At 70.6% G+C, this 24931-nt stretch carries 25 protein-coding genes; 9 read left to right on the top strand and 16 right to left on the bottom strand.

Going from position 1 to position 24931, the window contains the following annotated elements; all coding sequences use genetic code 11:
• Nucleotides 1–107: 107 nt before the first annotated feature.
• From SMIR_RS12805 to SMIR_RS43455, 7 genes are all read right to left on the bottom strand, one after another.
• Complete coding sequence (locus SMIR_RS12805; protein WP_168495070.1) at nucleotides 108–1382, bottom strand: glycosyltransferase; 1275 nt, start codon at nucleotides 1380–1382, stop codon at nucleotides 108–110.
• Nucleotides 1379–2005 (bottom strand): tetratricopeptide repeat protein, encoded by a 627-nt coding sequence (locus SMIR_RS12800; protein WP_212727023.1) that lies wholly within the window; start codon nucleotides 2003–2005, stop codon nucleotides 1379–1381. Before SMIR_RS12800 ends, SMIR_RS12805 begins: the two co-directional genes overlap by 4 nt.
• A gap of 522 nt (nucleotides 2006–2527) precedes the next feature.
• Entirely contained in the window at nucleotides 2528–3139 is a 612-nt protein-coding gene (locus tag SMIR_RS12795; RefSeq protein ID WP_248003100.1) for a hypothetical protein, read from the bottom strand.
• Nucleotides 3126–4682, bottom strand: coding sequence for a vWA domain-containing protein (locus SMIR_RS12790; protein ID WP_211118796.1), 1557 nt, complete (start codon nucleotides 4680–4682; stop codon nucleotides 3126–3128). Before SMIR_RS12790 ends, SMIR_RS12795 begins: the two co-directional genes overlap by 14 nt.
• Nucleotides 4679–5851 carry a toxic anion resistance protein gene (locus tag SMIR_RS12785; RefSeq protein WP_168495075.1) on the bottom strand — a complete coding sequence of 391 codons (1173 nt, stop codon included), beginning with the start codon at nucleotides 5849–5851 and terminating at the stop codon, nucleotides 4679–4681. Before SMIR_RS12785 ends, SMIR_RS12790 begins: the two co-directional genes overlap by 4 nt.
• Before the next feature lie 13 nt (nucleotides 5852–5864).
• Entirely contained in the window at nucleotides 5865–6938 is a 1074-nt protein-coding gene (locus tag SMIR_RS12780) for a substrate-binding domain-containing protein (RefSeq protein WP_249938417.1), read from the bottom strand.
• Between the two features lie 132 nt (nucleotides 6939–7070).
• Complete coding sequence (locus SMIR_RS43455) at nucleotides 7071–7538, bottom strand: SDR family NAD(P)-dependent oxidoreductase (protein WP_248003101.1); 468 nt, start codon at nucleotides 7536–7538, stop codon at nucleotides 7071–7073.
• On the opposite strand from SMIR_RS43455, the gene SMIR_RS12770 reads away from it, so the two are divergent.
• Entirely contained in the window at nucleotides 7459–8334 is an 876-nt protein-coding gene (locus SMIR_RS12770; RefSeq protein ID WP_248003102.1) for a helix-turn-helix transcriptional regulator, read from the top strand. The two genes, SMIR_RS43455 and SMIR_RS12770, sit on opposite strands and share 80 nt — an antisense overlap.
• A gap of 93 nt (nucleotides 8335–8427) precedes the next feature.
• On the opposite strand, the gene SMIR_RS12765 is transcribed toward SMIR_RS12770, so the two are convergent.
• Together SMIR_RS12765 and SMIR_RS12760 are read right to left on the bottom strand one after the other, a co-directional pair.
• Nucleotides 8428–8847, bottom strand: a complete 420-nt coding sequence (locus SMIR_RS12765; protein ID WP_168495081.1) for an SCO4983 family protein — start codon at nucleotides 8845–8847, stop codon at nucleotides 8428–8430.
• Between the two features lie 104 nt (nucleotides 8848–8951).
• Complete coding sequence (locus SMIR_RS12760) at nucleotides 8952–10163, bottom strand: pyridoxal phosphate-dependent aminotransferase (protein ID WP_168495083.1); 1212 nt, start codon at nucleotides 10161–10163, stop codon at nucleotides 8952–8954.
• A 127-nt stretch (nucleotides 10164–10290) separates the two neighbouring features.
• Here SMIR_RS12760 and SMIR_RS12755 point away from each other — a divergent pair, with 127 nt between their 5' ends.
• Both SMIR_RS12755 and SMIR_RS12750 read left to right on the top strand, forming a co-directional pair.
• Nucleotides 10291–11004 (top strand): hypothetical protein, encoded by a 714-nt coding sequence (locus SMIR_RS12755; RefSeq protein WP_168495085.1) that lies wholly within the window; start codon nucleotides 10291–10293, stop codon nucleotides 11002–11004.
• A 168-nt stretch (nucleotides 11005–11172) separates the two neighbouring features.
• A complete protein-coding gene (locus SMIR_RS12750) occupies nucleotides 11173–12066 on the top strand; it encodes a S1 family peptidase (protein ID WP_168495087.1) in 894 nt (297 codons plus the stop codon).
• 21 nt (nucleotides 12067–12087) lie between these two features.
• Here the strand turns inward: SMIR_RS12750 and SMIR_RS12745 are convergent, their stop codons facing one another.
• Both SMIR_RS12745 and SMIR_RS12740 read right to left on the bottom strand, forming a co-directional pair.
• Entirely contained in the window at nucleotides 12088–13710 is a 1623-nt protein-coding gene (locus SMIR_RS12745) for an N-acyl-D-amino-acid deacylase family protein (RefSeq protein WP_168495089.1), read from the bottom strand.
• Between the two features lie 38 nt (nucleotides 13711–13748).
• Nucleotides 13749–15032: an amino acid deaminase gene (locus SMIR_RS12740; protein WP_168495091.1), complete on the bottom strand. Its 1284-nt coding sequence runs from the start codon at nucleotides 15030–15032 to the stop codon at nucleotides 13749–13751.
• Between the two features lie 152 nt (nucleotides 15033–15184).
• Between SMIR_RS12740 and SMIR_RS12735 the strand changes: the two genes are divergently transcribed.
• The 5 genes from SMIR_RS12735 to SMIR_RS12715 all read left to right on the top strand — a co-directional run bounded on the left by SMIR_RS12735 (nucleotide 15185) and on the right by SMIR_RS12715 (nucleotide 19738).
• Nucleotides 15185–16258 (top strand): sugar kinase, encoded by a 1074-nt coding sequence (locus SMIR_RS12735; protein ID WP_212727021.1) that lies wholly within the window; start codon nucleotides 15185–15187, stop codon nucleotides 16256–16258.
• Entirely contained in the window at nucleotides 16255–17028 is a 774-nt protein-coding gene (locus SMIR_RS12730; protein WP_168495093.1) for an IclR family transcriptional regulator, read from the top strand. Before SMIR_RS12735 ends, SMIR_RS12730 begins: the two co-directional genes overlap by 4 nt.
• Nucleotides 17025–17435 carry a RidA family protein gene (locus SMIR_RS12725; protein WP_054234976.1) on the top strand — a complete coding sequence of 137 codons (411 nt, stop codon included), beginning with the start codon at nucleotides 17025–17027 and terminating at the stop codon, nucleotides 17433–17435. Before SMIR_RS12730 ends, SMIR_RS12725 begins: the two co-directional genes overlap by 4 nt.
• A 132-nt stretch (nucleotides 17436–17567) precedes the next feature.
• Nucleotides 17568–19055, top strand: coding sequence for a GntP family permease (locus SMIR_RS12720; protein ID WP_168495095.1), 1488 nt, complete (start codon nucleotides 17568–17570; stop codon nucleotides 19053–19055).
• Nucleotides 19056–19141: 86 nt separating this feature from the next.
• Entirely contained in the window at nucleotides 19142–19738 is a 597-nt protein-coding gene (locus tag SMIR_RS12715) for a hypothetical protein (RefSeq protein WP_212727020.1), read from the top strand.
• Between the two features lie 69 nt (nucleotides 19739–19807).
• On the opposite strand, the gene SMIR_RS12710 is transcribed toward SMIR_RS12715, so the two are convergent.
• The 3 genes from SMIR_RS12710 to SMIR_RS12700 form a co-directional block, all read right to left on the bottom strand.
• A complete protein-coding gene (locus SMIR_RS12710) occupies nucleotides 19808–21145 on the bottom strand; it encodes a M14 family metallopeptidase (RefSeq protein WP_168495099.1) in 1338 nt (445 codons plus the stop codon).
• A 192-nt stretch (nucleotides 21146–21337) separates the two neighbouring features.
• Entirely contained in the window at nucleotides 21338–22627 is a 1290-nt protein-coding gene (locus SMIR_RS12705; RefSeq protein WP_212727019.1) for a hypothetical protein, read from the bottom strand.
• 82 nt (nucleotides 22628–22709) lie between these two features.
• Nucleotides 22710–23225 carry a SigE family RNA polymerase sigma factor gene (locus SMIR_RS12700; protein WP_168495103.1) on the bottom strand — a complete coding sequence of 172 codons (516 nt, stop codon included), beginning with the start codon at nucleotides 23223–23225 and terminating at the stop codon, nucleotides 22710–22712.
• Nucleotides 23226–23374: 149 nt separating this feature from the next.
• On the opposite strand from SMIR_RS12700, the gene SMIR_RS12695 reads away from it, so the two are divergent.
• Nucleotides 23375–23743 carry a hypothetical protein gene (locus tag SMIR_RS12695; RefSeq protein WP_212727018.1) on the top strand — a complete coding sequence of 123 codons (369 nt, stop codon included), beginning with the start codon at nucleotides 23375–23377 and terminating at the stop codon, nucleotides 23741–23743.
• 12 nt (nucleotides 23744–23755) lie between these two features.
• On the opposite strand, the gene SMIR_RS12690 is transcribed toward SMIR_RS12695, so the two are convergent.
• Nucleotides 23756–23947 (bottom strand): hypothetical protein, encoded by a 192-nt coding sequence (locus SMIR_RS12690; RefSeq protein ID WP_168495107.1) that lies wholly within the window; start codon nucleotides 23945–23947, stop codon nucleotides 23756–23758.
• An 11-nt stretch (nucleotides 23948–23958) separates the two neighbouring features.
• Nucleotides 23959–24810, bottom strand: a complete 852-nt coding sequence (locus SMIR_RS12685) for a helix-turn-helix domain-containing protein (protein ID WP_212727017.1) — start codon at nucleotides 24808–24810, stop codon at nucleotides 23959–23961.
• Nucleotides 24811–24931: the final 121 nt, after the last annotated feature.

Below are 24931 nucleotides of genomic sequence, written 5' to 3'. Positions count from 1 at the left end.
CACGACCGGGACGAGAAAGGGCTGAAGCACGAAGCGCACCCGGCGAACGCGGGAAGGCGCCCGGCGGAACTCGACAGTCCCGCCGGGCGCCTTCCCGCGTACAGGGCCTAAACCAGCAGCGGTCCGCCGCACCGCGGGGTGCCCTCCTTCATCGCGATGAGGTTGGCGACCACGTACGAGATGCCCTTCTGGGAGTGCCACTCGGTCGGGAAGTAGGTGACCAGCCGCGACGACTGGAACCGGGCCTCGATCTCGGGCACGAAGGCACGGTACTGGTCGTCCGTGTAGTACCAGAACGAGTTCTCGTTGTAGTAGGCGACGTGCGCCGGGTTCTGGTAGGCCCCGCGGCCGTCCGAGCTCGGCGACATGACGAGGAGCATGCCGCCGGGCGCCAGCAGCCGGTACAGCTCGTTGATCAGAGGCACCTTCGCGGGCACGTGCTCGAAGAACTCCACCGCCCGCATCAGGCCGACGGAGCCGTCGGGCAGGTCCAGCTTCCCGGGCAGGGTCGCGACGATGTCGACGCCCTCTTCCGGGCGCTGGTCCACGCCCACATAGCCGGGCGGCTTCCGGCGGGCCGCGCCGAGGTCCAGCGCGACCAGTCCGCGCCGCTGGGTCCAGGCGAGGGCGTTGGCCTCGATGTACTTGTCGTAGAGGGCGACGGTCTCGCGCTGGATGTGTTTGTTGATCTCCGGGTCGCTCTGGGTGTTAGCGGGGTGCACCCGCTGGAGGTACAGGCAGCGGTTGATGTGGTGGAAGTCGCCGATGTGGAAGAGGCGGCACATCAGGTCCTGGTCGTCCAGCACCGTACGCGCGGCGTCGTACCCGCCGGCCTTCTCGTAGCTGTCCTTGCGGAACGCGCGCACGTGGTTGGGCGCGTACCAGATGTAGGCGACGTTGTGCGGCGTCGGCGCCAGGGAGATGACCTGGAGCAGCTTGCGGCCGTCGACGTTCACCTCCTCGTACTGCCAGCCGCACGATTCGTCGAAACGGCTCTCGTCCCGCTTCCCGTCCTCGGTGATCTGCGCGGTGTTGCTGTAGACGAAAACGGCCTCGGGATGCGCGTCGAACGCCTTGCCGAGCTCCGTCAGGCAGGCCTTGGCCAGGAGATCGTCGTGGTCGAGTTCCACGAGGATCTCGCCGCGCGCCAGTTCACAGGCCCTGCGCTTGGCGGCGCCGACGCCGCGGAGGTCGTCCGCGATCTCCACCCGGACCCTCGCGTCGGGTCGCTCCGGCCGCCACCGGGCGCCGTTGTTGAGCAGGACGATCCACTCCCAGTCCGAACAGGTCTGCGCCTGCAGGGTCGCCAGGCACTCATCGAGAAAACGGGGCTGGTGGCTGGGCGTGAAGACGGAGAACCTCGGAGTCGCGGTCGACGTCATCTGGTGCTCCCTGCTTGGCTCGATGTCGGGGAGGGTGTTACGGAGTCCCCGAAGCTTTCGGGTACTTGGGAACGGAGGGAGGGATCGATCGCGACGGCATGACGGAATGCTTCCCCGGCCTCGTCGTCGCGGTCCTTTTCCGCCAGGACCTGCCCGAGTTGCAGATAGGCCGTTCCCGCCTTCGGATCGGCGGCGATGCACTTCTTCAGGAGTCCGATGGCCCGGTCGGGGTCGCTCGACTTCAGCAGGATGGCCTCGTTGAAGAGAGCCGACGTGAACGACGGATCGATCTCCAGGGCCTTGTCATAGGCTGTACGGGCATCGTCCGGCTTGCCGCCCTGCTGCCCGATGACGCCCAGGTTGTACCAGGCGACCTTGTTGCGAGGGTCCAGTTTCAGCAGCCGCCTGTAGGTATCGGCCGCCCCGTTGGAGTCGTGGACCTCACTCTGTTGCAGAAGGGCGGTCTGCATGAGCACGTCGACCTGATGACGCTTCGTCAAGGTTCCTGGCGCGGACTTGGATTCCGTGGCCGGGGTCGGATGGGGCTGAATCGCCCAGACGGTCACGCCTGTGGCAATCGCCAGCGTTCCGGCGAGCCCTGCCCACAATCGCCTACGTTTCACTTGGTCACATCTCGTGGAATAGTGAGGGACGGATGGATGCGGCTGATCTCAGGTGGCCGACAGCGAAAGACCTTGGCGTCGCCAGCGTTACCGGAACCCGAACCAACGTCATCTTCACCGACGTTACGAGGCCGCCCTGATGAGCCGCCATGCGGCAGGCGCTTGGGATGTGCAGACCACCCGAACGCCCCCTTCATCCTCTGATAGGCCATCATCACCGCGCTCACACCGATGAACGACGGCCGGAAGAGGCTCGACCTGTCGGAGTCCGACGTCGACTTCCCGCTCAGGCCGGCCGCAGCGAGCCAATGCCCACGGGTCGTGCGACGCCCTGGTGGTCGTCCCGGCCCAGCGCGACTTTCCTCGGCCCGCCGATCCCTCACCCCCGCCCGGCGCCACCCGAAGATCCCGTCACCGCATCCGGCGAGCACCCCCCGAGGTCACGCATTTTCCCCGTTCGCCGCCCGCCCCACCAACGCCTCCCAGCCGCCCGAACCGGCCTGGCCCAGGGCCGATGACGGCTCACCGCGAGCGGCCGCGGTCCTCCAGATAGCGCGTGTGCGACTCCTGGCGCCGGGCCTCGACCTCCCGCAGAGCCGCCGCGAGCCGGTCCCCCTCCTCGTGCAGCAGGGTGAGCTGGCGCTCCAGGTGGCGTTCCGGCGGTTCGGTGCCGGGCGTCAGCCGGGTCCACCACCGTGTCCGTACGAAGGTGTCGACGGCCTCGGGAATGTCCTGCCGTACGGCACGGGACAGCGCGTGCACGCCCTCCGGGTCCTGCGCGAGCACCTCGGCGACCCAGCCGGGATCCAGCAGCGCGGTCAGGAGCTCGGTCAGTTCGGTGAGCCGGCCCGCCGCCGCCGGGGGCAGTTCCACACCGTCCAGATACTCCCGCAGGCGGCCGAAGTCGCCACGTAGCTCATCCAGTTGGGCTGAGGGGTCCGGGAAGTCCGGCAGCGGAGGGCGCTCCGGCGGGGCGATCAGGGCGCCCGCCCCGTACAGCCCCGCGACGACGACCGGCCAGTACGGGCCCGCGACCCCCGCGAAGGTGAGGGCCAGACCGACGAGCCCGCAGGCACTGCCGGTGAGGTTCTTGCGGGACTCCAGATACCTCAGGGGGTTCTTATTGGTAGCCACGGATCTCCTCGAATGCGCCGTCGAGCGAACCCTTGCGGGCGTCGAAGAGGCGGCCGCCGGTCAGGTCGGCGATGTGCTGGAGCTCGCCCCGGTCGGAGTCGCCGAACAGGATCGGGAAGACCGGGATCTCCTTCTGCCCGTCCGGCAGCCGGCCGTAGAAGCCGTCGAAGTCCTCGGGGTCGGCGCCGCTCGTGTTCTCGCCGTCCGTCATCAGCACGATCGACGTGAACGTGTCGCCGCCCGCGCCCAGATGCTCGTACGCCTTCTCCAGCGACGTGTAGATCGCGGTGTTGCCGGAGGCGCTGAGGGCCTCGGCGTCCTTGCGGATGCCGTCGAGACCGGCCCCCGGGTCCTCGGGCCGCACCACGTGCGTGTGGACGCTCTTGACCTTCGAGCCGAACGGCATCAGCGTCACCTCCTCGCGGTCGCGGAAGTCGCCCGTCAGTCCGGTGAGCGCCTTCTTCAGCCGGGCGAGCCGACCGCCGCCCATCGAGCCGGAGGTGTCGAGGACGTACACGGTCCGGGAGGGCCGACGGAGCTTGTTCTCGTAGGAGTCCAGGAGGCGGTCGGCGACGGACCGGCTGCCGGGGAAGGCGAGTTCACGCCGTCGGCCGGTGTCGAGGCCGGCCGCCGGGGCGACGGAGGCGACGACCGGGCGGCGCCGCGTCTGCTGCGTGATCTCCCGCTGGACGGCCGGAGCGCGCAGCGCCTCGGTGAGGCGGCGGACACTCTCGCGGGTGTCCTTGCTGGAGGAGGCGAGCGAGGAGAGCGGGTAGTCGGCGGTCACCACGCCGTCGCGCGGGCGGATGACCGTCAGCCCCTTCATGCCCTTGAGGATCGACTCGTAGTTGAGCAGGGCGTCCACGGTGCCGCGCCGCTCGTACGCCGTCGCCAGCCAGCCCGAGGACCCCGACGTCAGCTTCTGCCCCTTGAAGAACTCCTTCAGCCGCGGGGTCGCCTTCGCCACGTCCGCGTCCGTGAGCGCCGACTGCGCCCCGGACAGGCCCGAGGCCACCGAGATCAGCGTGGAGAAACCGGAGTTGGAGCGGGCCGGATCGGTCATGCCGTATGTCAGCTTCCCGTCCGCGACGGCCTTGTCGACCTGCGACCAGGTGACGTCCTCGGGCTTCCAGCCCAGCGCGCTCACGGTCGCCGGCTTCACCCCGATCGCCACCGAGCTCGACATGATCGGCGTCTGGGAGACGACCTTCTTCGCCGCTTCGGGGCGCAGCCGCAGATAGTCGTCGGAGGACAGCCACAGCGCGTCGTACGCGCCGTCCACCTTGCCCTTCGCGAGCAGGTCGACGGCGGAGAGGGTGCCCATGTAGGTGGGGCGGACCTTGATACCGGTGTCCTTGCGGACCTGTTCGAGGATCGGCGCCATGTCGCTCAGCTCGCTGGAGGCGAGGACGCGCAGGGTGCCGGGCTCGGGGGCGTTGCTGTCGGACCGCTGCTTCTGGTCCTGCGCCGTGCAGCCGGTGACCGCGGCGGTGGCCGTGACGGCGAGCAGGGACACGACGGCGTAGGCCGTACGACGTCTCACGCGGAGCCCCCTTCCAGGGCGCCCTGCGAGCGGCTGCGCTCCAAGTAGGCGTTCGCGTACTGGAGTTCGGATGCGAGGGACTCGACGGTCGCGGCCATCGACTCGGTCGCCCGGACCTTGTACGTGTCGATGGCGTCGAGGGTGCGGTAGATCTGCTGGAAGGCGGTGCGCAGGGTCTCCGCGCCGACGGCCGGGTCGGCGGCGATGCGCTGGATCTCCCCGCTCTGGGTGGCGAGCATCTCGGCGTTGCCGCGGATCAGGTCCTCGGTCGTGCCGCGCAGGGCGTTGACCTGGTCGACGACCTTGCGCTGGTTCTCGAGGGCGGAGGCCAGCATCACGGAGATGCGCAGTGCGGACACCGTGGTGGTGGCGGCGCGGTCGACGCCCTTGATGAGCTCGTCGTTGTTGCGCCGGACCACGTCCATGGCCAGATAGCCCTGCGCGCACACCGCGAGCTGGGTCAGCAGGTCCTGGTGCTTCTGCCGGACGGGGAAGAGGACGTCGGCGCGCAGGGTGTCGGCCTGCGCGGGGTCCACGGCCTCGGCGGCGGCGATGTGCTCCTCGACCGCCGTGTCCAGGGCCCGGGTGAGGACGACGTACTCCTGGAGCTTGCCCATCGTCTCCCAGAGCCGGACGCGCTCGGTCTGCAACGCGGCGTTGTCGCGGCGCAGTTCGTCCTGGCCGCCGCGCAGCGAGCCCACGATCTTGTTCAGGGTGGCCTGCGAGGAGGCGTACTTGGCGACGTGGTCACGCAGCTTGTTGCTGCCGGGCAGCTTGGACAGGAACTTCCGGCCCTTGCTCGCGGGCAGGTCCCGCGGGTCCAGGTCCTCGACCACACGGCGGAGTTCGACCAGCGAGCCCGCCACGTGCGACTGGGCGTCCCCGCCCTTGTCGGGCAGGCTGCGCAGGGTGCGCTCCAGCATGCGGTTGGACTGCGCGGCGGCGCCCCGCATCTCGCTCGCGCCGAGGCCCGCGATCTCCCCGACCTTGCCCGCGAACTCGGGCGAGCGGGCGTCGAGGGCGGCGAGAGAGCCGACGTACTCGGCGGCCCGGCGCGCCATCTCGTCCTGCACGGACGGGTCGACGGGCACCAGCCCGCCCGCCTTCTCACGGGGCACGGGCGCGACGGCCTCGGGCGGTGTGAGGGTGAAGGTGTCTTCGGTCGTCACTTGCTTTTCCCCCCTAGTTCCCGGCCCGGCGCGCCATCTCGTGCAGCACCTTGTAGGCGGGCACGGGCGCCTGCCGGACGCCGGTCAGCTTCTGGTTGAGATAGGTGGCGTGGGCGGCGGTGGCCGCCGTGAACTCCCCGGTCGCGCCCTGCGGCCGGAACCCGTGCTTGACGGCGAGCCTGCGCAGGGTCGGGTCACTGCTGAGGAGCTCACCGAGCGCGCGGCCCTCGGGAGTGAGGGGTACGACGGTGTGGTCGCTGTTCGCCGTGGTGTCCGGGTAGAGGACGGTGAGGTCACCGACGTCCTGGCCCTGGTTGAGCAGCGCGGCGACCTGCGACTCGTACACGAGCACGAGCGGGTTCCCGGCCCCGCTGATGAAGTCACGGAACGCCGCGTCCGTGCTGGACTGCTGGGCGCCCTGCACGCTGACGAGCTTGTGCATGAGGGGCGCGGTGCGCCCGACGGCGGCGGCGCTGGACGCGACCCGGCCGCCGTCGGCGACGTACGAGGCGGCGGCGAGGTAGAGCGCGCCGGAGTTGGAGGTGTCCGGATCGGTGCTGGCGATGAAGAGCGTGCCGGTCAACTCGCCGTGCGCCGCAGCCCCCTTGAGCTGCTGCCAGGTCCGGTCCCGCCCGGCGGCCTTGAGGTACGCGGCCATCCTGAGCGTGCCGGTGCCCTTGCCGACGGTCGCGAGCCCGTTCGCCGCCAGAACCTCGGCGGCGCTGCGGTGCGCGACGACCACGAGGGGCGAGTAGAACGGGCGCGGCAGCGGCTGCCGTACGTGGTACTTGGCGGCCAGCTCGTCGGCCGGGGCCTGGCTGGAGGGGAAGGCGAAGTCGTACCCCTTGAGGTCCAGGCCGTCCATGGCCCAGGACCCGGAGGTCTCCGTCTTCACGGTGAAGCCCTTGGCAGCCAGGGCCTTCACCACGTCGGGATCGGCGAAGAACTCCGCCTTCTCCGATCCGATCACTCCTTGCACGGTCTTCGTTGCCGTGCCCTTGTCCTGACCTTCGCGGCCCCCGATGACGGCTGCTACCACGCCGCCGATCAACAGGACCGCCAGGACGATTCCCGCGATGCGTCTCACATCGAGGAGAGTGCTCCCGGAACCCAACATTCCCGGCCGCGCCGGGTGAACGGAGGGTGTCCGACCGATCTCGGTATGCAACCGGAACGGCGGCCTCCTGCTGCGGGTGTCACCAGGTGGAGGGCGCGGGGCTCACCAGGGGAGGGTGCCTCCGTTCTCCACGAAGGCGCCGCTCGGCGCGTCCGCGCCCGCGGCGGCGGTGGCGACGATGATCGAGTCAAGGGAGCTGCCGACGTTGACGACGACGGGGTGCTCCGCCTTCCGCAGCAGGGGGAGGAAGGCGTGCAGGGTGCGGACGGGGCCGAGGACGTTCGTGTCGTAGACCCGTTGCAGGTCCGGACCCGTCAACTCCTCAACAGGCTTGGCGGGTTGGGTGATGCGCGCGTTGTTGATGAGGATGTCGACGTGTGGCCTCCTCGTGGACGCGGTCCGCGCCGCCCGGGCGGTCGGACAGAGCCCTCCGCGTCGGGGGGACTGGCAGTACCAGGCTGTGGCGGCGCCGGGGGAGCACCATGGAGGGGTGAGCCAACGAGACCCTCGGGACCATCGCGAGCACGGAGAGCTCGGTACCGCGCTGCGGTACTGGCGCGACCGGAGCACACCCCAGGAGGCCGGGCTGCCGAGGGGCGGCGCGCGGCGGGCGCCCGGACTGCGCAGGGAGGAGCTGGCGCAGCTCGCCGGGCTCTCGGTGGACTATGTCACCCGCCTCGAACAGGGCCGCGCCACCGCCCCCTCCGACCAGGTGGTCGGCGCGCTCGCCCGCGCCCTGCGCCTGTCGGAGCCCGAGCGCGACCACCTCTACCGGCTGGCCGGGCAGGCACCGCCCGCGGCCGGACACATCTCGCAGCACATCCCGCCGAGCGTGCAGCGCCTCCTGGACCAGCTGAGCCAGTCCCCGATCGGGGTCCACGACGCGGCGTACAACCTCATCTCGTGGAACCCGCTGTGGGCCGCGCTGGCGGGGGACCCGTCCGGGTGGCGCGGGCGGGAACGCAACTACGTGTGGCGGCAGTTCACGGGTCTGCCCAGCCGCACCACGCACACCCCGGAGCAGGAGCAGAGGCTGCGCACGGCCCTGGTGTCGGATCTTCGGTCCGCCACCGCCCGCTATCCCGACGACCGGGGGCTGCGCTCGCTGATCGCGGATCTGCGGCGGGAGAGCGAGCCGTTCCGTGAGCTGTGGGCCTCGCACGCGGTCGGATTCCACAAGGCCGACACCAAGACGGTCCACCATCCCGAGGTGGGGACGATCCTCCTGGATTGCGACACGCTCGCGGTGCCGGGCGGGGACCTGCGGATCACGATCTGCTCGGCCGCGCCGGGCACGGAGGCGGCGCAGCAACTGGCGCTGCTCGCGACGCTCGGGTTGCAGACGACGGCCACTGCCCTCGGCTGACCGATGGGTGTGTGGCACCCGGTCCGCACGTCGCTGCGGGTGCGCGCGGACCGGGGCCGTACAGGGGGAGCCCGGGGGCTCGGACGCGGGCTCTCAGCGAGCCGCGAGTTCGCGGGGTTCGGCGGCCGGGGCGTGGGCGTCCATGCGCTCGGCGGCCAGGATCGCGCCCGCCGTGTCCGCGCGGGACGCGGCGACGACGAGGGCGCGGCCGGCGAGGGCGTGGGCCCGCTGGTGGAGAGCGACGACGTGCGGCTCGCGCACGGCGGCGGCCGACGACGCGCGGACCGGCGCCACTCCTCCCCGCAGCCGCGCCACCTGCTCGGCGAGCCGCTCGGCCGCCGCGTCCAGGTCGGCGGACGCTTCGATCGCGCGGATCTCGTCGGTCACCGCGAGGAGCGCCGCGAGGTGTCCGGCGAGCTGGATGTCCAGCTCCTCCTCGCGCGACCGGTGGGGAAAGTCGGAGGGGGCGCCGGCCGTCGTGTGGACCGACTTGGTGCGGATCGGTTCGTACATGGGGACGGCCTCCTGTGGTCTTTCAGGAAATCATCCTAGCTTGGATTTCGTCTAAAGTTGAGCCATGTCGCACATCTTGTCGTGTCGCGTACACAGCGTGAGTGTCAGGGCTGGCTGTAGCCGTCCAGGAAGTTCCCGATCCGGGTCACCGCGTCGGTCAGATCGCCCACGCTCGGCAGGGTGACCACCCGGAAGTGGTCCGACTCGGGCCAGTTGAAGCCGGTCCCCTGGACGACCATGATCTTCTCGCGGCGGAGCAGGTCGAGGACCATCTGCCGGTCGTCCTTGATCTTGAAGACCTTCGGGTCGAGTCGCGGGAAGAGATACAGCGCGCCCTTGGGCTTCACGCAGCTCACGCCCGGGATCTGGGTCAGCAGCTCGTAGGCGACGTCCCGCTGTTCCTTCAGCCGGCCGCCGGGCAGCACCAGGTCGTTGATGGTCTGCCGCCCGCTGAGCGCCGCGACCACGCCGTGCTGACCGGGCATGTTCGCGCACAGGCGCATGTTCGCGAGGATCGTCAGGCCCTCGATGTAGGAGTCGGCGTGCGCGCGGGGGCCGGAGATCGACATCCAGCCGACCCGGTAGCCCGCCACCCGGTACGCCTTCGACATGCCGTTGAAGGTGAGGGTGAGCAGGTCGGGCGCGACCGAGGCGGTCGGGGTGTGCGTGGCGTCGTCGTAGAGGATCTTGTCGTAGATCTCGTCCGAGCAGACCAGGAGGTTGTGGCGGCGGGCGATGTCGGTGAGCCCGCGCAGCATCGCCTCGTCGTACACCGCGCCCGTCGGGTTGTTCGGGTTGATGATGACGATCGCCTTGGTGCGGTCGGTGACCTTGCGCTCCACGTCCGCGAGGTCGGGCATCCAGTCCGACTGCTCGTCGCAGTGGTAGTGCACGGCGGTGCCGCCGGACAGGGACACGGCGGCGGTCCACAGCGGGTAGTCCGGCGCCGGTACGAGGACCTCGTCGCCGTCGTCCAGCAGCCCCTGCATCGCCATCACGATCAGCTCGGACACGCCGTTGCCGATGAAGACATGCTCGACGTCGGTCTCGATGCCGAGGGTCTGGTTGTGCATCACGACGGCGCGGCGGGCGGCGAGCAGGCCCTTCGCGTCGCCGTAGCCGTGCGCGGTCGACACGTTCCGGAGGATGTCCTCCAGGATCTCGGGCGGGCACTCGAACCCGAACGCGGCCGGATTGCCGGTGTTCAGCTTGAGGATCCGATGACCCGCCGCTTCCAGCCGCATCGCCTCCTCGAGCACCGGGCCCCGGATCTCGTAACAGACGTTGGCGAGCTTGGTCGACTGGATCACCTGCATGACGGTGAGCTTACGGCCGCGTAACGCTCGGCGGGGGGTGTTTTCCACCACGTGAGACGTGGCGTTTTGGGTCGCTTTCTTCCCTACGTTGTGCCGTAAGCCCTTGCGGTCCTTAGAATCCGCGCCCATGTCCTGGCAGAACGGTGAGAACGAGGCCGAGCCGAGGGTGTACCTCCCGAGCGGCGACGGCGAGGCGCCTCCGGTGTACGAGGCGTACGCGGATCCGGCGGCGGCGCACGGCTGGCAGGACGCGTACGACGGGCCGGGTGCGGAGAGGATCGACGACGGGTCGGGGGCGGGGACGGGCGGCGACGGGTCGGGGGCGGGGACGGGCGGCGACGGCGCCGCGGCGCGTACCGGGACCGGCCGCCGTGGCGGCTCGCGGCGCCGCCGCCCGGAGCGGCTCCCGCGGCGGCGGGGGGCGGTGGCCGGCGGGGTGGTGTGCGCGGTCGTCCTCGCCGTGGTGCTCGTGCGGCTGTTCGACTCCGGGTCGTCCGGGGGCTCCTCGCCCTCGGGGCGGAGCGACGGTGACGGCCGGGGAGCGTCCGCGTCCCCGGAGCCGACGGCTTCCGTGAGCGGCTCGGCCGCCGACGAGGCGGGGACGGCGCCGGGCGACTCGCCCGCCGCCTCCGGTGCGAACGCCGACCGGACCTCCCCGGGCGCGTCCGCGTCCACCTCGGCGGCGCCGTCCACCACGGCGCCGCGGCCCCCATCGGCAGGGACCTCCGCCTCTGCCTCTACCGCCACCACCCCCACCGCCAGCCCCACCGCGACCGCGGGCCACGGCGCCGCCAACGGCAATCCCGGCCACGGCCAGGGCGCCAGCAAGCGGCCGAAGTAGCCGTCGGCTCGCTCGCGTATACGACACGCCCCGTCCCGTCACTCCGGCATGCTCATGGCCGGAAACCGCTCCTTGTCCCTCCCGCCCCCTCGATTGACAATGCGCATGACAAGACTGGAAGTGGCCGGAAGATCTCCGGTCGCCCAAGTCGCAAGAGGGGACCCCCACATGAGAAAGCCTCTCGTCGCCGCGCTCTTCGCCCTGGTGATCACCGGGGCGGGCGTGGCACCCGCGGTCGCGGCACCCGCACCCGCGGCGGCGTCCACATCCGCATCCACGTCCGCGTCCGCGGTCAAGGCGGACACGAAGGCGGCGGCGCCGACCCTCCAGGCCGTCAGCCTCGCCGGGACCGTCGCGCTCAGCAACTGCTCCGGCTCCGTCATCCGCTTCCCCAACTCCGCGGACAGTGACCCGGCGCTCGTGCTCTCCAACGGCCACTGCCTGGAGACGGGCTTCCCGGAGCCCGGTGAAGTGATCGTCGACCAGGCGTCCAGCCGTACCTTCGGCCTGCTCAACTCCGCCGGGACCCGGGTGGCGACCCTGCGGGCCAGCAAGGTCGCGTACTCGACGATGACCGACACGGACGTCACGATCTACCAGCTCACCAGCACCTACACGACGATCAAGAACTCGTACGGCATCAGCGCGCTGACCGTGCAGGACACGCACCCGACCGTCGGCACCGCCATCACGGTCGCCTCCGGTTACTGGAAGCGGCTCTACAACTGCAGCATCGACGGGTTCGCGTACCGCCTCAAGGAGGGCGACTGGACCTGGAAGGACTCCATCCGCTACACCTCCGCCTGCAACACCATCGGCGGCACCTCGGGCTCGCCGGTCATCGACCAGTCCACCGGCAAGGTCGTCGCCGTCAACAACACGGGTAACGAGGACGGCGAGACCTGCACGGTGAACAACCCCTGCGAGGTCGACGCGAGCGGCAACGTCACCATTCACCCGGGCATCAACTACGCCGAGGAGACCTACCAGATCCCGGCCTGCTTCACGACCGGCAACAAGCTCAGCCTGAGCGCGAGCGGATGCACCCTGCCCAAGCCGTGACCTCTGTGCGGCGGCGGGCGGTCACCGGGGAGTCCGGCGGACCGCCCGCCCCGCCAGCACGTCCGTCCGCCGCCCGTCCTCGATCACGAACCTGCCGTCGATCAGGACGTACGGGATGCCCGTGGGGAGTCTGCGCGGGTCCTCGAACGTCGAGCCCGCCGCGACCGTGGCCGGGTCGAAGAGGACCAGGTCGGCGCGGTACCCCTCGCGGACCAGGCCGCGGTCGGGCAGCCGCAGCCGGGCGGCCGGGTGGCCGGTGAGATGGGCGACGCACTCCTCCAGGGAGAGGACGCCCAACTCCCGTACGTACTTCCCCAGATACTGCGGGAACGTGCCGTACGCGCGTGGGTGCGGCTTGTCGCCGCGCAGGATGCCGTCCGAACCGCCGGTGTGCACACGGTGCCGCATGATCGCGCGGACGTTCTCCTCGTGGCCGACGTGCTGGAGGATCGTCGGTCCCAGCCGGTCGTCGAGGAGGAGACGGCGGGCGGTCGTCCAGGGGCTCTCGCCGAGCCGGTCGGCGGACTGCCGGACCGTGCTGCCGACGTACGACGCGAGCGCCGGGTCGGTGACTCCCGAGATCTCGATCGTGTCCCACTCGATGGGCACGCCGTGGCAGCCGTCGGCCCCGATCACCTCCATGTGGTGCCGGATGCGTTCGGCCGTCTCCTCGTCCTTCAGGCGCGCGAGGATCGCCTCCGGGCCGCCCTCGCTCGCCCAGCTCGGCAGCATCGCCACGAGCGTGGTGCAGCCGGGGGTGTAGGGGTACGTGTCGAGGCTGATGTCCGCGCCCGCGGCGAGGGCGTCGTCCAGGAGGGCCAGCAGCTCCGGGGCCCTGCCCTCGTTGACGCCGAAGTTCATGGTGGCGTGGGCGAGGTGGAGCGGGCAGCCCGCCTCGCGGGTGAGGGCCACCATCTCCTCGTACGCCGCCAGGGCGCCCGCCCCGTACGAGCGGTGGTGGGGGCAGTAGTAGCCGCCGTACTCCGCCACCACCCGGCACAGCTCGGTGAGTTCGGCGTCCTGGGCGTACATGCCGGGGGTGTAGGTGAGGCCGGAGGACATGCCGACGGCGCCCTCGCGCATCCCGTCGGCCACCAGTCGCCGCATCCGCTCCAGCTCCCGCGCCGTCGCGGGTCGGTCGTCCCAGCCGACGGCGAGCATCCGGACGGTGCCCTGCGGGATCAGATACGCGGCGTTCACCGCGATGCCCGCGCCGTCGAAGCCGTGGTCGAGCCGGTCCAGGTACTCGCCCACCGAACGCCAGCCGAAGTCGATGTCGTCACCGGGGCCGTTCCAGCCGGTGATCGTGGACCGGACCTCCGCGAGGGTGCGGTCGTCGACCGGCGCGTACGACAGCCCGTCCTGGCCGATGACCTCCAGGGTCACCCCCTGTGCCGCCTTCGCGCTGTGGTCCGGGTCGCGCAGGAGGGCGAGGTCGCTGTGGGCGTGCATGTCGATGAAACCGGGGGAGAGGGCCAGGCCCTCGGCGTCAAGGACCCGCCGGGCGACCGGCCGCAGACAGCCGGCCGCCGCCCCCTCCTTGAGCACGGTGGTGATCCTGCCGCCCTCGATGCCCACGTCGGCGCGGTACGAGGGGCCGCCGGTGCCGTCGACGACCTCCGCGTCGCGGATGACGAGATCCATCACAGGGGCCTCCAAGGAACATTCGTCACAACGGCCTCTCAGAAGAACGTACGGACGTAGTCCACGACCGTGCCGTCCGCCTCCACCAGCGGAATCAGCTGCCACTTGTCGAAGGACGTGCAGGGGTGGGACAGCCCGAGGCCCACCCAGTCCCCGACCTGGACATCCGCCTCCGGGTCCGTGCGCAGCCACGCGTGCTGGTCGGAGAGCGCGGTCACCGTCAGACCCGTCGCCGGCCGCTCGGCACCGTCCCGCCGCACCACCTGGACCTCGGGCAGATCGAGGTCGTACGCCGCGTCGCGCTTCCCCGCGTTGACGAAGGCCTGCTCGGGGGAGGGCCGGGAGACGACCTGGGCCCAGAGGCGGAACGCGGGGTGCAGCGCGCCCTCCTCGGGGACCCGGGTGAAGGGGGTCAGCCGACGGTAGTGGCCGTCGTCGTGCGAGACGTACGCGCCCGAACGCAGCAGTTTCAGTACGGGCAGGGAGAGATCGGGGAGCTCGGAGAAGACGTCCGCGACGGCGTCGAACCAGGCGCTGCCGCCCGCGCTGACGACGATCTCCGCCACTCCTTCGAACCGGCCCGCCTTGTCGAAGTCCACCGCCAGCGCGGTCAGCCGCCGCAGCCAGGCGTGCACACGCTCGGGGTCCGCCCCCGGGACCTCGCCCTCGTAACCGGCCACGCCGACCAGCCGCAGGGTCCGCGTCGCGGCCACCGCGTCCGCGACCGCCGTGCACTCCGCCTCCGTACGCACCCCGGTGCGGGCCCCCGCGCCGGCGGCGAGCTCGACGACCACGTCCACCGGACGGGTGGAGCCGTGCAGCGCCGCGTCCATCAGCTCGACGCCGCGCACCGAGTCGACGTAACAGACGAAGCGGAAGTCCGGGTCGGCCGCCAGCTCGGACGCGATCCAGCGCAGCGCCGCCGCGTCGACGAGTTCGTTCGCGAGGAAGATCCGCTCGATCCCGAATTCCCTCGCCACGCGCACCTGGTGGGGCACGGCGAGGGTGATGCCCCAGGCGCCGTGCTCGATCTGCCGCCAGAACAGCTGGGGGGCCATCGACGTCTTGCCGTGCGGGGCGAAGGCGAGGCCGTGGCGGACGGCGTACGTCTCCATCAGTTCCAGGTTGTGCGTCAGGCGCTCGGCGGACAGGGCGAGGACGGGGGTGGTGAAGCCGCCGGTGAAGAGGTCGCGGCGCTGGGCGGCCAGCTCACCGACGGTCAGACCCTCGGCGTCCGGGGGGAGGCCCTTGAAGCGGTGGTCGACGCGGTCCGTGGCGAGACGGTCCGCCGCCAGACGGGCGGCGGCTTCGGAGGCGGTCATGGGGCCATCCCTTCCAGTGCGCTGCACTCTGTTGCATCATGTGCAACGGTCATTGCGTATGTCGTTTACTGCTGTCTAACATCCCAGCCAACGCAGGGTCAACGGTGCCGCCCGGTCCCCGTCGGCCGCGAGAGCGAGGAGCCCCAGACATCGTGACCCCCAACGGACCTGTCGACGCCCCGGACGTCGTGGATGTCGTCGCGCTCGGCGAGTCCATGGTCACGTTCCTGCCCACCCGGCCGGGGCGCCTCGCCGATGTGCCGTCGTTCGAGCGGGGGATCGGCGGAGCCGAGTCCAACGTGGCGTGTGTGCTCGCCGCGGCCGGGCACACCGTGCGCTGGGTCGGCCGGGTCGGCACCGACGGGTTCGGCGACCACCTCGTCGAGGCGATCGCCGCGTACGGCGTCGACACCTCCGCCGTACGACGGGATCCCGCGCGCCCGACGGGCATCTACTTCCGCACGGCGGGCGACCGGGCGAGCGACGCCCACGAGGTCGCCTACTACCGGGCCGGATCCGCCGCCTCCGCGATGAACAGGGACAACGTGGACATGGGCGCCCTGCGGTCGGGCCGCGTACTGCACCTGTCCGGCATCACCGCGGCGCTGTCCGAGGACTGTCTCGGCCTGATGCGCGAACTCACCGCGCCCCGCGCGAGGCGCCCTCTCGTCTCCTTCGACGTCAACCACCGCGCCGGGTTGTGGCGCGACGCCGACGGGCCGCGCGTCCTGCTCGACCTCGCGCGCGGCGCGGACATCGTGTTCGTCGGGGACGACGAGGCCCGCGCCGCCTGGGGGCTGCGCGGGGCGCGGGCGATCCGCGACGCGCTGCCGGAACCCGCCGTCCTCGTCGTCAAGCGGGGCGGGGACGGAGCGACCGTGTTCGAGAGGGCCACGGCGGGCGCCGCCCAGGACGCCCCCGACACCACCACGTTCGTACGCGCCCTGCGCGTCGACGTGATGGCGGCCGTCGGCGCGGGCGACGCCTTCGCCGCCGGGTTCCTCTCCGCCACCCTGCGCGCACTGCCCGCCCGGGACCGGCTCCGGCACGGCCACCTCATGGCCGCCGCCGCCCTCACCGTCCACGGCGACCTCGCCGTACCCCCCTCCCGCGACCACGCCGACCGGCTGGCCGCTCTGGACGACGACGCGTGGGAGACACTTCGACTCGGCCCCGGCTGGACCGAAGCCGTCACGCGGGCCCAGGAGGAGGTACGTACCCCATGAGCCAGACCGTCGACCGAGCGCTGAGCATCTTGCCGCTGCTCGCCGAGGGCCCCGCCGACCTCGGCCAGGTCGCCGACCGCCTCGGCGTCCACAAGTCCACCGCGCTCCGCCTCCTGCGCACCCTGCACGAGCACGGCCTCGTCTACCGCCAGTCCGACCAGCGCTACCGCCTCGGCGCCCGCCTCTTCGCCCTCGCCCAGGAGGCCGTCGAGAACCTCGACGTCCGCGAGATCGCGCACCCCCACCTCGTACGGCTCAACGAGACCTGCGGGCACACCGTCCACCTCGCGGTGTACGAGGAGAACGAGGTCCTCTACATCGACAAGGTGGAGAGCCGCTACCCGGTGCGCATGTACTCGCGGATCGGGAAGCCGGTCGCCATCACGGTCGCCGCCGTCGCCAAACTCCTCCTCGCCGATCTCCCCGAGCCCGAGCGCCGCGCCGTCGCGGACAAGCTCGACTACCCCATGTACACGGCCCGTTCGACCCCCAACGCACCTGCCTTCCTCAAGGAGTTGGCCACGGTGCGCGAACAGGGCTGGGCCACCGACCTCGGTGGCCACGAGGAGTCCATCAACTGCGTCGCGGCCCCCATCCGCGGCGCCGACGGACGCGTCGTCGCCGCGATGTCGGTCTCCGCGCCGAACGTCGTCGTCACCGCCGACGAACTCCTCACCCTGCTCCCGCTGGTGCGCCGGACCGCCGACGCCATCAGCCACGAGTACTCCGGCAAGCCCCCAGCCAAGGAAGAGAGTGCCCGACGTCCATGACCGAGAAGACCGCCCTCACCCCCAAGACCCACACCACGCCGCCGGCGAAGTTCTCGCACGGCGTGAAGAAGGGGAACATCCTCCAGGTCGCCGGACAGGTCGGCTTCCTCCCGGCCGAGGAGGGCAAGCCGCCCACGCCCGCCGGTCCCACTCTGCGTGAACAGACCCTCCAGACCCTCGCCAACGTCCAGGCGATCCTCGAAGAGGGCGGCGCGAGCTGGGACGACGCGATGATGATCCGCGTCTACCTCACGGACGTCGACCACTTCGCCGAGATGAACCAGATCTACAACACCTATTTCGAGGAGCAGGGCCTCACCGCGCCCCCCGCCGCCCGCACCACGGTCTACGTCGGCCTGCCGGCCGGCCTCCTCATCGAGATCGACGCGCTCGCCGTACTGGGCTGAGCGCCCCCCTCCAACTCCCGCACCCCGTACGTCATCACGGCACGGCGTCCATCCCCATGGGACGCCGTGCCGCGATCCCCCCTGCCCGAAAGCCGCATGCCCCACTTACCCGACTGCAGAGGTCCTCCGCTCATGTCCTCACCCCTGCCCCTGCTCGCCGCCACCACCGCACCACCGGCCCCACCCCACACCGGCGGCCTGATCGCCCTCATCCACGGCACCGCCGGTCTGCTGACCGTCGCCGCGCTCGGTATCGCCCTGCTTCTCGTCCTGATCATCAAGGCGAGACTCCAGCCCTTCGTGGCGCTGCTCGCGGTCTCCATAGCCGTCGGCCTCGCGGCCGGTCTCTCCGTCACCGAACTCTTCGGCACGGTCCAGCGCTCCGACGCCGTCTCCCTCATCGAGTCCGGCATGGGCGGCACCCTCGGCCACATCGCGATCATCATCGGGCTCGGCACGATGCTCGGCGCGATCCTCGAAGTCAGCGGCGGGGCGGAGGTGTTGGCGTCCCGGCTGCTGAACCTCTTCGGTGAGGAGCGGGCGCCCCTCGCCATGGGCCTCACCGGCCTCATCTTCGGCATCCCCGTCTTCTTCGACGTCGGCATCTTCGTCCTCGCACCGATCGTCTACGCGGCCGCCAAGCGCGGCGGCAAGTCGATCCTGCTCTACTGCCTGCCGCTGCTCGCGGGTCTTTCCATGACCCACGCGTTCCTGCCGCCGCACCCGGGCCCGGTCGCCGCCGCGGGACTGCTCCACGTGCAGCTCGGCTGGGTCATCCTCATGGGCATCGTCTGCGGCATCCCCGCCGTGCTCGCCGCCTGGGCCTGGTCCGCGTGGATCGGCAGGCGGATCTTCGTCCCCGTGCCGCAGGACATGGCCGAGGCCGCCGACGAGGCGAGGGCCGCGCTGGTCGAGGAGCAGCGGGCCGCCGGGGTCGCGCCGCAGGAGAAGCCGGTGCCGCTCGGCACGGTCCTGGCCATCATCGGTACGCCGCTGGTGCTGATCCTGCTCGCGACCTTCTCCTCGATCGCCTTCGACCCCTCCACGGGCCGCTCGGTCATCGAGTTCTTCGGCCACCCCTTCGTCGCGCTGACGATCGCGCTGCTGCTGGCGTACTACCTGCTCGGCATCCGCCGCGGCTGGTCCCGCAAGTCGCTGGAGACGGTGTCCACGGCCTCGCTGAAGCCGGTCGGCAACATTCTGCTCGTGGTCGGCGCGGGCGGGGTCTTCGGCGCGGTCCTCAAGGGCAGCGGGGTCGCCCAGGCACTCTCCGACACCTTCAACGACGTCGGCCTGCCGGTGATCGTCCTCGCCTACCTCATCTCCCTGGTCCTGCGTGTCGCCCAGGGCTCGGCGACGGTCGCCATCGTCACCACGGCCGGCATCGTGGCCCCGCTGCTGACCGAGGGCGACCACTCCCAGGCCTTCGTCGCCCTGGTCATCATGGCGATCTCGGCGGGCTCCATCTTCGCCTCGCACGTCAACGACGGCGGCTTCTGGATGGTGGCGAAGTACTTCGGCATCTCCGAACGGGACACCCTCAAGACCTGGACGGTCCTGGAGTCGGTGCTGTCGGTGGCGGGCTTCGCGGTGGCGGCGGTGGTGAGCCTGTTCGTGTAGGTACGGGGCGTCTTCGTACAACGGTCGCGTTGCCAACTTGGGGGCTGGCTGTGTCCGACACAGGATCTTCGACCATACTGCCCGCTGTGGAGCAGCGCATAGGTTCGAAGAGCCAGCCCCTGGACGCCGCCGCGGTGAACCCGGCGTACATCCCCGGGCTCACGTCACCCGCGAAGGCGGAGCCGAAGGACGCGGCCGTCGAGGAGGCCGAGTCCGAAGAGACCGCCTCCGAAGAGGTCGCGTCCGAGGAGGCGGTTGTCGAGGACGCCGCCCCCGAGGACGAGGTCTCCGAGGAGGCGCCCGCCGAGGCCGAAGAGGAGGCCACCTCCGAATCCGACTCGGACTCCGAGCCCGAACCGGACCCGGACGGGCCGGTGTTCGAGGCGTCCGACCGGCGCGCCTCGATCAAGGCCGACCAGGGCGGCGTACGGCTGCGTCTGGACGACCAGGAGGCCGAGTTCCGCTGGGACGAGATCGGCGCCGTCGAGACGGAGTCGCCCCGCTTCGGGAAGCGGTTCACCATCACGGTGCACACCCCGGACCGTCGCTGGTACCCGATCGAGATCGAGGCGACGGCCCGGGCGCGCTTCAAGGAGTGGGAGGACCAGCTGGACGCGGTCCTGGACGCCTACTTCGAAGACGGTGAGGATTCCGAGGAGGCCCCGGACGAAACTGCCCCGTAAGGGGCGTGGGGAACTGCGCGACCAGCCACATCCGGCCCGCAGTTCCCCACCGACCGGTCTGTCCCGCTCCTAGCTGCAGTACTGCGTCGCCTTCCCGATCGACCGGTACATGCAGTCCGCGTTCTCCAGCAACTGCAACACCGCGTCCCGGTTCCGTGAGGTCTCCCGCTCGATGACCTCGTCGGGCGGGTAGAACCCACCTCCGGAACTGGACGTCGGATACATCTCGAAGGTGTAGTCGAAGATCTTCTGACTGCCCCAGAGGTAGTCGTCGATCGACCCGTCGGTGATGTAGAGGTCGCTGGACTGCTCGGGGGTGTACCCGTTGCTGGCCGCCATCTTCTGGCCGACGGCTTTGAACGCGGCGGCGTCGTCCGCTGTCATGCCGGTCGCGGTGTCGGCGGTGGTGTACCCGAAGGGCCACAGCACGAGTTCGCTGTACGTGTGGAAGTCGATCCCGGCCTTGATCTGCTGCTTCCCGCCGACGACCCGGCTCCGCACGAAGTCGGCGACGACCTTCACCTCGGGCGCGGACTCGGCGGAGGCGCCGCGGTAGGTCTCGGAGGACGTGGAGCCGGAGGAGCCGCCGCAGCAGCCCCACTTGTAGTTCCAGTTGCGGTTGAGATCCGTACCGACGTACGAGGAACCGGAGTTGGGCTGGCGGTTCTTGCGCCACGAGCGGTAGGAGCCGGTCGCGATGTCGTACTCGCCGCCGTCCGGGTTGAGGTCGGGGACGATCCAGATCTCGCGGTTGTTCACCATGTCGGTGACCCGGGAGTCGCTGCCGTACCCGGCCCCGAGCTCGCGCAGCAGATACAGCGCCATCTCGACGGTCAGGTGCTCTCGGGCGTGCTGGTGGAAGGTGAGGAGGACCTCGGGCTCGTTCTCGTCGGTGGCCACGTTGTCGCTGACCTTGATGGCGACGATGTCCCGGCCCTGGTACGACTTCCCGATCACCCGCTTGCTCATGATGCTCGGGTAGGCCGCGAGCCGCTGGTCGATCTCCGTGTTCATCTCGGCGTAGTTGTGGTACTTCGAGTCGGCCGAGGGGAAGTCGAGGAGGCGGACGTCGCCGGCGCCGCTCGACCGGTTCGGCGCGGACCCCAACAGCGAGACCTCGTAGCCGAGTCGGCGCAGTTTCGCGACCTGGTCGGCGCGGCCCGAGACGACGACGGTCTCCTCGTCGGCCTCGTCCACGGTGACGCCGGTCTGCTGGATGGCGGTGCGGGTCACCGGGGTGGTGCTCTGGTGGATCTCGTACTGACGGATGTCGTCGGCCGAGGGTGCGGGGGCCTTCGCTCCCGTCGCCGTGGCGTGGGTGGCGGTGGCGGTGATCGGGGCGGCGAGGGCGAGCGCGAGCAGGGTCGCGAGGGTGACGGTGCGCCTGCCGCGTCTGTGAAGTCGCATGAATTCTCCTTGGCGGAGTGTGGGGGGTGGAATCAGTGCGACGTACGGAGTGCGGGTGTGGCGCTCATGGTGAGTGCTTGGCATGGGCAGGTCAAGAGACGACAAAGAGCCGGTGGCGGAAACCGGTCATGCGTCGGACCCCGCCGACAGGTCTGCCCGACGGGGCCCGACGCGTGAGAGCGGCGAGGGAACTCAGCCCAGACCGCGCCACTTCGCACTGAGGGCGATCGCCCGGAGCTGCTTCGTCGTGAGGGCGGGGGCGGTGCGCGTCGCGGCGGTCTCCTGGCTGCCGGAGTTGAAGGCACTGACCACCACACGGAACCCGTCGGTCCTGATGGTGTCGGCGGTCCACATGACGACGCCGGCGCCGCCCTTCTCGCCCGGCTCCTCGTGCGTGACGACCTTCGTGCCGTCGGCCAGCTTCTCGGCGTCCGCCCCGAAGAGCTGGTGCTCGACGGCCGACATGTTCGGCTGCACGTTGATCTGGACCAGGCTCCTGCCCTTGCCGTCGTCGACGACGACATAGCCGTACCCGCTGTCCGGGCCGCTCTTGGCGACCACCTTGACGCCCTTGGGAAGCAGCGAGACGAGCGTCGAACCGATCGCGCGGCCGCTGACGCCGGAGGGCTGTGTCGCAGCCGCCGTCGGGGCCTTGGGATCCACCGGGATCGCGTCGACGACGCCCAGCCACACGCCGGCCGTGGCGAGAGTCTTCAACCGCGCCGGGGAAAGGGGTGGTTCGGCCCTGCTGACCGGCGCGCCCTTCTCGGCCGCGGCGTTCCATTCGCTCACGCTGACGTGCTGACCCTTGGGGGTGACGAGGTCCGCCGTCCACAGCTTCGTGTCCGCGCGGCGGTCCGGGTACTCGTACCCCTGGAAGACCTTGAGCGCCGAGCCGTCGGGCAGCCTGGTCACGGCGCAGCTGTCGTACCGCGTCAGGACCTTGTCCGGGCACTCGACGGTCTGGCGGGCCTGCTCGGTGCCCGGCAGGACCCGGTTGAAGCCGACGGCGATGGCCGCCTCGCCCTTGCCGTCGTTGTGGACGACCTGCGCGTACGGCGGCAGCTTCTCGTCCGTGCCGCGTGCCTCCGCCGTGCCGAACTTGCCCCGAGGGAGCAACTTCTTGAGGATGCCGATCAGTTCGTCGCCGGTGTACGACACCTTGGGGGCGGCCGAGGCGACGGGGGTCTTCGCGCCGGTGGCCACGGACTGCCGCCCGTCGTCGCCCCCGGGGACGAGGAGTGCCCCGCCGAGACCCACGAGCGCGACCGAGGCCACGCCCCCCACGACGGCGGCCCTGCGCCGCAGCAGCAACCTGTGGCCGCGCGCCTCGCCGGCCGCGACCAGGGCACGCCGGTCGGTCTCGTAGGCCCCGCCCGCGTGGTGCAGGGCCTCGCCGAGCCGTTCCTCGAAACGGTCCTCGTGGTCGTGTCCTCGGTGGTGGTCGTGGTATCGATCGTGGTCGCGGTCGTCAACGGGCATGGCGAATCACCCTCTCTGCTCTCCGTAAGTGCTGTCTGTCGGAGCGGTCTGTAAGGTCGTCGGCGCCGGCGCCGGGCCGGGGTCAGGATCTGGCGTGCTCGCCGAGGGTGTCCCCGAGCAGCAGCCGCAGCCGGGCGAGCGCGCGGGTGCAGCGGGTGCGTACGGCGGCCGAGCTGACGTTCATGGCCTCGGCGGTCTCCTCGACGCTGCGGTCCTCCCAGTAGCGCAGCACGACCACGGCCCGGTCCTTGGCGGACAGCCGGCCGAGTGCCTCGACCAGGGTCAGCCGAAGGGGTGTGTCGGTGTCGGCCGCGCGCGGGTCGGGAAGGTCGGGGAACTCGTCCGTGGCGCGTTCCCGGCTGCTGCGGCGCCGCTGGTGGGCGAGGAACGTACGGGTGAGGACGGTCTGGGCGTACCCGGCGGGGTTGTCGACGCGGGAGACCCGGTACCAGCGGACGTACAGGCGACCGAGGGTCTCCTGCACCAGATCCTCGGCGAGATGGGTGTCCCCGCCGGTGAGCAGACAGGCGGAACGGTAGAGATGCCCGGCCCGCGCCGCCGCGAACTCGGCGTACTCGTCCCCCCGGACCTGTCTCATCCCGCCCCCGTGTCTTTGGTATCGCGGCCTTCACTCCCTTGATGCGCCGGCCCCCCGGAAATGTTTCAGGGGACGGAAAGAAGGTTCAGAGGGGGCCTACAGGGAGCCCTCCACGTAGGGGATCCGCGTACGCCGGGTAGGTTGCCGGAGTGACAGACCAGCCGCCCGCTTCCACCCCACCGGGCTTCGGCCCGCCCCCGCCGCAGTACGCCCCAGGGCCACCCCAGCCCTCGGCGCCCGGACCGGAGTTCCTGGCGGTCGACAAGCACAACTCGGTCGTTGTCGACGCGTCGGGTGTGGCCTTCGAGATGTACGACATCACGGTCGACTTCCCCTGGGTCGAGATCCGCAGCGTCCACTACAAGGCGAGCCCCAACGGCAAGGCCCTGATGGTCGCCGTGGTCCACCTGGACGGCAGGGTCTACGAGTGCGTGGTGACCGCGAAGCCGCGGGAGTTGTTGCGGGGGTGGTTCGCACAGTTGGCGTGGGTGCTGGGGTACTACCGGCCGTTGGGGTAGCCGTCCGGCGGCTCAGAGGAGGTGGTCGGCCCTGCCCGCCTTGATGTCGAGGATCATGGTGCGGAGCGCTTCGCGGGTGTCGGTGAGGTAGTGGTCTTCGGCGCCGGCTATGGCGATGTAGGCGTTGCCGTCGGGGTCGGTGCCGAGGCGGAAGCAGCTGGCTCCTTCGCCGCAGAACGCGTCCTCCCAGGTGATGTTGTCCATCGGGCGTCTCCTCACAGACTGTTGGCGATGTCGCGGATGAAGTCTCGTGATGCCTCTGGGGAGAGGGCCATGCGTTCCATCCAGTCCAAGTGCGCACGGTACTTGGCCAACTGCGCGGCACCGCCGAGGAATTCCGGGCCGTGTGAGTTGTCGACCTGGACGGTGTCGAGCTGCGGCACGGACGCTTCCAGGTAGTTGACCGTGTTGCCGGCGCCGGGGAACGTCCCTGCGGCGAAGGGGATGACCAGGACACGGATCGGTGGGCGCTCCGACAGACTGAGCAGGTGCTCCAGCTGGGCGCGGGCCACCTTGCGGCCACCGAACTGCATGCGCAGCACGGCCTCGTGCACCAGGCCGACGTACTCGGGCGGGTTCTCGCCTTCCAGTACTTGCTGCCGCTCCACTCGGTAGGCGAGTCGCAGGGCGACCTCGCGCTCGGGCAGCGGTGGCAGTACGGCCCTGAAGAGTTCGAGTGCGTGATCGCTGGTCTGCAGTACCCCCGGAACATGGATGGTGTGGGCCGTGCGCATCCTGACCGCGTATGACTCCAACTCCGCGATGTCCAGCAGGCTGGAGGGAAGGGAGCCCCGGTAGCGCTCCCACCAGCCACGACCGCTGGGCTGAGCCATGGCCACCAGCGCCTCCACGTACGCCGGGTCCGAGCAGTCGCAGTTGCAGGCGAGGGTGCGCAGCCGCTCTGGGCTGATGGTACGGATGCCCGTCTCTACGTTGGAGATCTTCGCCCGGTCGAGACCGAGCAGCCCGGCGGCATGGTCTGCGGTCATTCCCGCCGCCGTCCGCATCTTGCGCAGCTCGGCGCCCAGACGCTTCTGACGCTCCGTGGGTGTCGTCCTCGGTGGCATGGCCTCCCTCTCGCGCGGCTCGGCAGCAGTCTGCCGTTACTGGCCGTCGATGGACCACGTATGGGTCAATTTCTCTATTGAGGTGGCAATGTAACCATCACTCGCTCTACGTTGAGTAACG

Source organism: Streptomyces mirabilis, from assembly GCF_018310535.1.
Classification (GTDB): domain Bacteria; phylum Actinomycetota; class Actinomycetes; order Streptomycetales; family Streptomycetaceae; genus Streptomyces.
Note: the sequence above shows the minus strand (reverse complement) of the source record. Positions and strands in the feature narration are given on the sequence as shown.